Annotated in this window: 6 protein-coding genes and 1 pseudogene; 1 reads left to right on the top strand and 6 read right to left on the bottom strand. The window is 48.9% G+C overall.

What is annotated here, in order from left to right; translation table 11 throughout:
* Positions 1-207 precede the first annotated feature (207 nt).
* Positions 208-913: pseudogene (locus XBJ1_RS08345) on the top strand (IS6 family transposase).
* On the opposite strand, the gene XBJ1_RS08340 reads toward XBJ1_RS08345, so the two are convergent.
* The 6 genes from XBJ1_RS08340 to XBJ1_RS08315 all read right to left on the bottom strand — a co-directional run bounded on the left by XBJ1_RS08340 (position 910) and on the right by XBJ1_RS08315 (position 7,609).
* Complete coding sequence (locus tag XBJ1_RS08340; protein WP_041573269.1) at positions 910-1,725, bottom strand: IS4 family transposase; 816 nt, start codon at positions 1,723-1,725, stop codon at positions 910-912. The pseudogene XBJ1_RS08345 and the gene XBJ1_RS08340 sit on opposite strands and share 4 nt — an antisense overlap.
* 280 nt (positions 1,726-2,005) lie before the next feature.
* Complete coding sequence (gene flgL, locus XBJ1_RS08335) at positions 2,006-2,968, bottom strand: flagellar hook-associated protein FlgL (protein ID WP_012988441.1); 963 nt, start codon at positions 2,966-2,968, stop codon at positions 2,006-2,008.
* A 36-nt stretch (positions 2,969-3,004) separates the two neighbouring features.
* The gene (gene flgK, locus XBJ1_RS08330; protein WP_012988440.1) at positions 3,005-4,645 is read right to left on the bottom strand and encodes a flagellar hook-associated protein FlgK; all 1,641 of its coding nucleotides are present in this window, start codon (positions 4,643-4,645) and stop codon (positions 3,005-3,007) included.
* Between the two features lie 112 nt (positions 4,646-4,757).
* On the bottom strand, positions 4,758-5,723 hold the full coding sequence (flgJ, locus tag XBJ1_RS08325; RefSeq protein ID WP_012988439.1) for a flagellar assembly peptidoglycan hydrolase FlgJ: 966 nt from the start codon (positions 5,721-5,723) through the stop codon (positions 4,758-4,760).
* Positions 5,723-6,841, bottom strand: a complete 1,119-nt coding sequence (locus XBJ1_RS08320) for a flagellar basal body P-ring protein FlgI (protein ID WP_012988438.1) — start codon at positions 6,839-6,841, stop codon at positions 5,723-5,725. Before XBJ1_RS08320 ends, flgJ begins: the two co-directional genes overlap by 1 nt.
* A 15-nt stretch (positions 6,842-6,856) precedes the next feature.
* Entirely contained in the window at positions 6,857-7,609 is a 753-nt protein-coding gene (locus XBJ1_RS08315) for a flagellar basal body L-ring protein FlgH (RefSeq protein ID WP_012988436.1), read from the bottom strand.
* Positions 7,610-7,667 lie beyond the last annotated feature (58 nt).

The raw sequence follows: 7,667 nt of genomic DNA, 5'->3' as shown, positions 1-7,667 counted from the left end.
TGGAAACCTCCCTAGTACTACAGCCGTACGCCCCATTGTGGCATGATAGTCCCTGACATTTTTTACTGAAAATACGGGAGGTGTTCAATGCACTCACCGACCAACATCTGGGAACAGGAACTGCTCTCACTACATACTCGTCTGGCGGTTCTGTCGCATTAAGCGGTCATCAGGTAAGCTCCCCTGTTTTTGAGCGAGTCCAGAGTGATGTCCCTGATCCGAAACGCGTTTAAACGCCTCCATTATCCTGTCGATATCATGGCCCAATGTGTCCGTTGGTACCTCGCTTATGCCTTGAGTCTGCGCAATCTCGAAGAGATGATGGCAGAGCGCGGCATTGAGGTCGACCATGCCACAATACATCGTTGGGTGTTACGTCTGGTGCCCCTGCTCGGCAAGGCTTTCCGACCTCGCAAAAAGCCCGTTGGCTCCCGGTGGCTCCCGGTGGCGAATGGATGAAACGTATATCAAAGTGAAAGGTCAGTGGAAATACCTTTACCGGGCGGTCGATACCGACGGTCAGACGGTTGACTTCCTGCTGACCGCTCGCCGCGATGCAATGGCTGCCCAGCGTTTTTTCCGTAAAGCGATACGCCAGCACGGCAGACCCGCCGTCGTGACTATCGATAAAAGTGGGGCCAATACTGCCGCGCTCACTCTCCTCAATGCGGAAGGATCGCCTCAGCAGGGGATTGAAATCCGGCAAAATAAATACCTGAATAATCTGGTTGAGCAAGATCACCGCAATATCAAACGTCGGATACGACAGATGCTGGGGTTCAAATCGTTTCGCCGGGCACAGACGCTCCTGGCCGGCATCGAACTGATTCACATGATACGCAAAGGGCAATATCAACATCCACAAAGTGATGGATTATCACCCGCGGAACAATTCTATTTGCTGGCGGCCTAAATAACCGGCAACACCACTTTTGCTAACTTGCCGCCGTTAACGCGACACTGCCCTTCGGAACGGTTGGTTCGGCGAGTGATGGATTTCAGCGGCTTATTGAGCAGCTTGGGCAATAATTTCCCCTGACCATTGCGGGCCACCACTATCTGAGGATTAAGGGACTTGCTTCCCCTGACAATAAACGAACCACCGGAAAGTGACACTTGCTCAAAATACGCAAAGTCGACATAACCGGCATCGGCCAATAATAATTGGTCACGTAACATCGCCGGTACAGGCAGGTAAGCCCGCTCAGGGGCGGTATCTGCGGTCACGGTCATTTTTACCGGTGACTGAGTCAGCAAGGACATTGTCATGTGACATTCCACCGCGGCCCCCGTTGTCCTGAAACGATAGGGAAAAACATCGGCCAGGGCAGAATGGACTTTGAACGAACTCCCATCTTGGAGAATAACCTGTTTAAATTTCATGAGCTTTTGGGGTGAGGAGACCTGTTTCTCCACCCATTGCGCCATGGCAAATCTGACCAATATTTTGACAAATTCGACAAAAGCCGCTTTACGGAGCTGGTTATAAAAGGGGCGGTAACTGACTGGTTGCTTTTTATCCGGGCACAGGCCATTAAATTTTTGGTGTAACTGGGCAATAGACGTGATTTTACCCGTGCTCAGTGCAGCGATAAGGCTGAGGATCAACACGTGGGGCTCGATATTTCTGATGCGTTTCATAAACGCACATTGGAAAGCAATATGTTGCAAAGAAATGTCACTGAAGAATTGCATTAACTGGTGTTTTATAGCGATAATCGTCACAGGCTTCATCCGTGGTTTTGATATGAGTTTGGCGACGATTATCAGATCATAAATGAAGCCTTTTTTCTACCTAAAATAACGCGTTATTGCTTAAGATCCTGTATATGATTCGTGATTACGGGTTGAATGCGAGAGAAGAAGTACCAAAGGAAGATTAAGTGCATTAATACGTCACCAATGGACAAGCAATAAACCGACCAAAGAGCATCCAATACCCATTTCCCCATGTTGCAGAGAAACAGGTAAGGGACTGAAAAGAAAAAATTTATACCAAGCTGACTTAGCGATACATCTCAAATAGAGACAAACCTTTTAAGTCAGTGAAAGCTTTATAAGAAGCTTGCAGGGCAGCCTGCTGCTGATAATAGCTGGAAATGGACGATGCCCAATCCACGTCCACCAATTCCCCTGTACGGACTTTATTGGATATGCTGCGCTCACTGCCCAGCGAATCCAGTTGTTCCAGTTCCTGAAGCTGAAGACCGAGAACGGCTTCTACCGAAGAAAAGTTGTCCAGACTATTGCGGATACCACGGTTGGCTTTATTGATCAGCTCCATAGCATCATTTTTTTCCGACTCACTGGCTGTACTGTATGGCGTTCTCAACGCCTTGATTGCCAGATCGAGGGTAGCAAAAACATCTGCCTCTCCAGTGCCACCACCGGGTTCTTTAATCGGATTGGTTGTTGTCGATAAAAAAACCTGCTTCCCCGTATGAGCAATGATCATCGAGCGGTTATCATCAACTTGCTGGGTAATTTCTTCATGTCCGCCTTTATAGTGAATTTTCCCAGACTCATCCGCTTTGAACGGTGGAACGTCGGTTTTGTAACCCCCAAAGATATAACGGCCATTACCATCCGTTTTATTACCGAGGTTCAGCAATTGTTGTTTAAAACCCTCCAACTGCTGCGCATAGGATTCACGATCCTGATCACTCTGCTCATCCGCTGCCGCCACCAAAGTCTCAAAAACATTGGTCGCAACCGAAACGATATTTGAGGTGATGCTTAACTGAGCTGACATGGAATTTCTGGCAAAAATACGCGCTGTCATAAACTGCTGGTTTTTCGATTCAGACTGAGAAACCATGATGCTCTGTGAAGCCGCTAAGGGATCATCTGACGGGTTAATAACCCGTTTCCCCGTGGACAGTTGCTCACCATAGCGCATCCATTTGGATTGGGCGCCCAAAATCCCATCCATTTTTTGACTGTATAATAGATTCGTACTTACACGCACAATATCACGTCCTTTTTATTATCAACCGGGCGGTAATTAGCGAATGCCCAAAATAGCATCGAACAAGGTCGCCGCTGTCTGGATCACACGGGCGTTTGCCAGATAGTACTGCTGCAAGCGTTGCATGGCGCCATATTCTTCGTCCATATTGACGCCAGAAATCGATTCGCGGGTCGCATAGAGTTTGTCAACGATATGCCCCTGTGTTTCGACACTGACCTGAGCTTCATTGGCCTTACTCCCCACTTGACTAACCAGTGACGCATAAGCCCCCGCAAAAGAAGACTTGCCATCAATCAGACGCTGATCCTGCAAGGCAAGAAATTTCTTCGCGTTGCGGTTATCACTTGGGCCGGCATCTTTATCACCCGCAGTCGCCAGTTGAGAAGAATCTTGGAGATTCACTTCCAGTGTTGCCACTACGTTACTGACGGTTTTTAGCGTGTAGGTATCGTGATCCTGAGAATGAGCAGCATCGATTTCAACTTTCAGTCCATCAAATTCCAGCGCATTGCCATTCTTGGTAACAGGAACCGCTGCCTTGTCAGAAACGCGCTGTACTTTCCAATCTCCGCCTTCATATTTGAGGGTATAGTCACTATTTTTCACTTTGGTGGTATCTGCATATTCCACCTTAATATCAGCCGTTCCTTTGTTATTGCTGTTGGAAATAACATCCGGCTTGGTGAAGTTAAAGAAATCGACACCCGGCTTGCCTTTCAGATCAAAACCGCCGTTTTGCACCTGATTAAACTGATCAGCCATTACCAGAGCCAATTGGTTCAATTGATTGCGACTTGAATCTACAACTTCCCTGCGTACCTGCAATGCACCACCCAATGTGCCTTGTGAGATAAAGCGCTCGTCAATTTCTTTCGTTCCCACGGTGCCGTTGTTATAGCCCAGCGTGATACGACTGCTGTCAGTGCTGGATGAGATCGCTTCCAGCCGATAGGATTTACTGCCCGATACCAGTGACATGCCACCACCGAATGAGACGTTATAAACGCCCCCATCCTGCTGAGTTACATTCACGTCAACAAGCTGGTTTAATTTGTTGACCGCTTCGTCACGTTTATCCAGTAAAGCCAGTGGTTCGCCCGTACCCGTACCGCGCATACGCGTAATTTCATTGTTCAGCGTGGCAACTTCTTCGGCGTATTTATTGATTTCTCTGGCATTCTGCTCAATTTGAGAATTGATGCTGTTATCTATCTGACGCAGAAATTCATCCGCTTCTTTGAATCGACTCACCAATCCTTCGGCTTTACCCAGAACCGTCGTTCTTGCCGCACTGTCTTCCGCATTACTTTCAGCCGCACCCAGACTTTTGAAAAACTCTTCGATGGAATTAGAAAGGCTGGTGTCCTTATCGGCCAACAGATCATTAATTTTGGTGATTTGCTGGTTGTAAGCGGTCAGAGCAGCATGTTTGGTTTGTGCAGAGCTATGTTGCTGGTTGATGAACTCGCTATATTCGCGGTTAATCGAACTGACAGCCACACCATTGCCAATAAAACCCGCCGGTGACAGGGTTCCGTTATTCTGTGTCAGCACGGTTGTCTGTCGGTTATAGCCCACATTCTTGGAGTTGGCAATGTTATTACCCACTACACCCATCGCCACCTGCGCAGCATTAATACCACTCATGGCAGTATTCATAAGACTATTAGACATGTGTAGATCCTTTTACGTTTTCGTTATGCCTCCGTCATGGGAGGTAATTCACTGCTACAGTTATCGGCAATATTCTCTGATCCTTGAACAAAAACGGCGTTAATCTGTTCGATTAAAACAGGTTGTCGAAATCATCGGTATAGGCTTTTACCATTTGATTTCCGGTACTCTTTAACTGCTGGATCAGTGACACCAGTTTTTTGGCGTAGCCCGGGTCGGTGGCATATCCCGCACTCTGTAAAGAATATGCGCCCTGCTCTGCCGTCGTTGATTGCGCGACCTTAGCGTAACGCGGATTTTCCGTCAGCAGTTTGACGTAATCCGTTATTGCTTCCCGGTAAGAGCCATAAACCCGGAAACTGTCGTGCATCTTCTTCGGTTCACCCTCAATGTACTCCGTTGTCATGATGTTGGTGACCGCCCCTTTCCAATGCTTGCCGGCCTTGATGCCAAACAGGTTATGGCTCGGTTTGCCTTCCTCTGTCAGAATTTCCCGCTGTCCCCAGCCGGATTCCAGCGCCGCCTGTGCAATGATCAACAAATGAGGGATACCGCTTTGCTGGCTCGCTATCTGCGCAGGCAGGGAGAGCATGGAAACAAAGTCAGTACTGCTAACTGGCAATGACTTCGATTGCACGGAACCCTTGGAAGCCGCCGAAGAAAACGGCGCCGTCATGGTACGGCGCATAAACTGTTCCAGTGCCTGCTTCGGCAATGTTTGCAGGAATTCTTTATCCAGCGGCATCGGTACCGTTCCGGCCTGTTCGCTGGCAACGTTGTTCGCGTTGGAAAATTGCTTGACGATCATGTCGGCAAAACCCAGCCCCTTTTGGGAAAGATCCTGGGCAATCTGCTGATCGTACATCGACGTATAAAAACGGGTCTGATCACTGCTCAATATGCCATCTTGTGGCAACGAGGAACGCATACTTTTCAGCATCATCTGAACGAAAACGCCTTCAAGTTCCTGGGCTACCTGACGTAGCCCTTGTTGTGGTTCCTGTGACAATTTAGCTTTCAGTGAATGCAGCGAATTGACGTCGTAAGCCGCAGTAGGCGTTGTCAAAAAATCACTCATCAGATGATCTCCAGTTTCGCCCGCAAACAACCCGCTGTTTCCATCGCCTGCAAAATGGACATTAAATCTGTCGGTGTCGCGCCCAGGACATTCAATGCACGGACAACCTGTGTGAGATTGGCACTGGCATTAACTTGTTGCAATGCACCGCCCTGTTCCTGAATTCCGACCCCCGTATTACGGGTCACTACGGTGTTGCCCCCCGCTAATGGGGTATTAGGCTGATTAACCGCCGTCTGACGTTCAACAGTGACAGACAGGCTGCCATGTGCAATGGCGCAGCTATCCAGCGTAACATTGCGGTTCATCACAACCGATCCCGTGCGGGAATTGAAAATCACTTTGGCATCACCCGCATCCACGCGAATATTCAGGTTCTGAATTTGAGACAGGAACCTTACCTGTTCACTGTTTTCTCTCGGTAAACGCAATTGTACCGTGCGGGAATCCAGCGGCGTTGCCGTTCCTTTTCCTTGCAGGCGATTGACTGCATCACTGATTTGCTCGGCCAGACTAAAATCATCATTATTCAGTTGCAGGTTCAGCGTTCCTTTCTGACCAAACTGGGTCGGCAACTCCCGCTCAATCACCGCACCATTGGAAATACGCCCACCCGCAAGCTGATTAATTTTGATACTGTTACCACCGGCACTGACACCTGCCCCACCGACCAGAATATTACCCTGTGCCAGCGCATACACTTGATTATCAATCCCTTTCAGGGGCGTCATCAGCAATGTTCCTCCCCGCAGACTCTTGGCATTACCCAATGAGGAAACCACAACATCGATATTTTGCCCTGAACGCGCAAAAGGAGGCAGTTTGGCTGTCACCATCACAGCAGCCACGTTTTTAAGCTGCATATTCGTACCGGGCGGCACAGTGATCCCCAACTGCGATAACATATTGCTCAGACTTTGGGTGGTAAAAGGAGTTTGCATGGTCTGATCGCCCGTCCCATCCAGCCCGACCACTAAACCATAGCCAATCAATGCGTTATCCCTAACGCCCTCAATGGTGACCAAATCACGAATGCGCTCTGCCGAAGCGGTGCCAGACACGAATATGCTGGATAATGCCAGTAAAAGTGTAAAAAGGCTGGCGACTAATTTTTCCATCCTGACCATCCTCTTTTAAAACGGTGAGATATTCATAAAGAAACGTTGCAACCAACCCATTGTCTGTGCCTCGTTGATATAACCATCACCAACATACTCAATGCGGGCGTCTGCTACTTGATTGGAGCTCACCGTATTGGTGCCGGTAATGGTGCGCGGGTTCACAACGCCAGAGAAGCGAATGAATTCCGTTCCCTGATTGATGGCGATCTGTTTTTCCCCCACAGCATGTAAGTTGCCATTGGCCAGCAACCTATCAACAGTCACGGTAATCGTGCCCCTGAAGGTATTGTTGGCATTGGCTCCCCCTTTGCCCCCAAATTCACTATCGCCTTCCATACTCAAATCCGTTTTGTCGCCGCCCATCAATCCCTTTAAGAAACGGGGGGTCAGAGCAGCCGTGAAACCGGTTTTTCCACTGCGACTGGCGTTGGCTGAGGAGTTTTTGCTGGCACTGACATTTTCTTGCAGAATAATGGTCAGCGTATCACCGATATTGCGGGGACGGCGGTCTTCAAACAACGGCTGATAACCGTAATAAACCGGCTGGGAAACCTGAAAAATAGAACCATTTGGTGTTGGAGCAGGGGCTTCGGCGGGGTTTGCGGTTGTCGCTCCTTTCACCAGCGGTTTGTGCGGCATATAGGCACAGCCCGCCAGTGACAGTACCGCCAGAGCCATGCTGATGCGCCACTTATATCCCCGGTTTTTCCGTAAACCGGGAGAGTCATAAGCTACGTTGTTCTCGGCAACGGGCATTGTATCCATCTTAGATGCTCTTAAATTTATCGCGGAAATAGCCGGAGAATTTCCTCCCCGACTATCC

The organism is Xenorhabdus bovienii SS-2004 (assembly GCF_000027225.1).
Lineage (GTDB): Bacteria > Pseudomonadota > Gammaproteobacteria > Enterobacterales > Enterobacteriaceae > Xenorhabdus > Xenorhabdus bovienii_C.
This window is presented reverse-complemented; position numbering and strand designations above follow the sequence as displayed.

Excerpts from the sequence above, each read along its gene's own strand:
- flgK (WP_012988440.1), bottom strand. The coding sequence starts at position 4,645 with ATGTCTAATAGTCTTATGAATACTGCCATGAGTGGTATTAATGCTGCG.
- flgJ (WP_012988439.1), bottom strand. The coding sequence starts at position 5,723 with ATGAGTGATTTTTTGACAACGCCTACTGCGGCTTACGACGTCAATTCG.
- XBJ1_RS08320 (WP_012988438.1), bottom strand. The coding sequence starts at position 6,841 with ATGGAAAAATTAGTCGCCAGCCTTTTTACACTTTTACTGGCATTATCC.
- XBJ1_RS08315 (WP_012988436.1), bottom strand. The coding sequence starts at position 7,609 with ATGGATACAATGCCCGTTGCCGAGAACAACGTAGCTTATGACTCTCCC.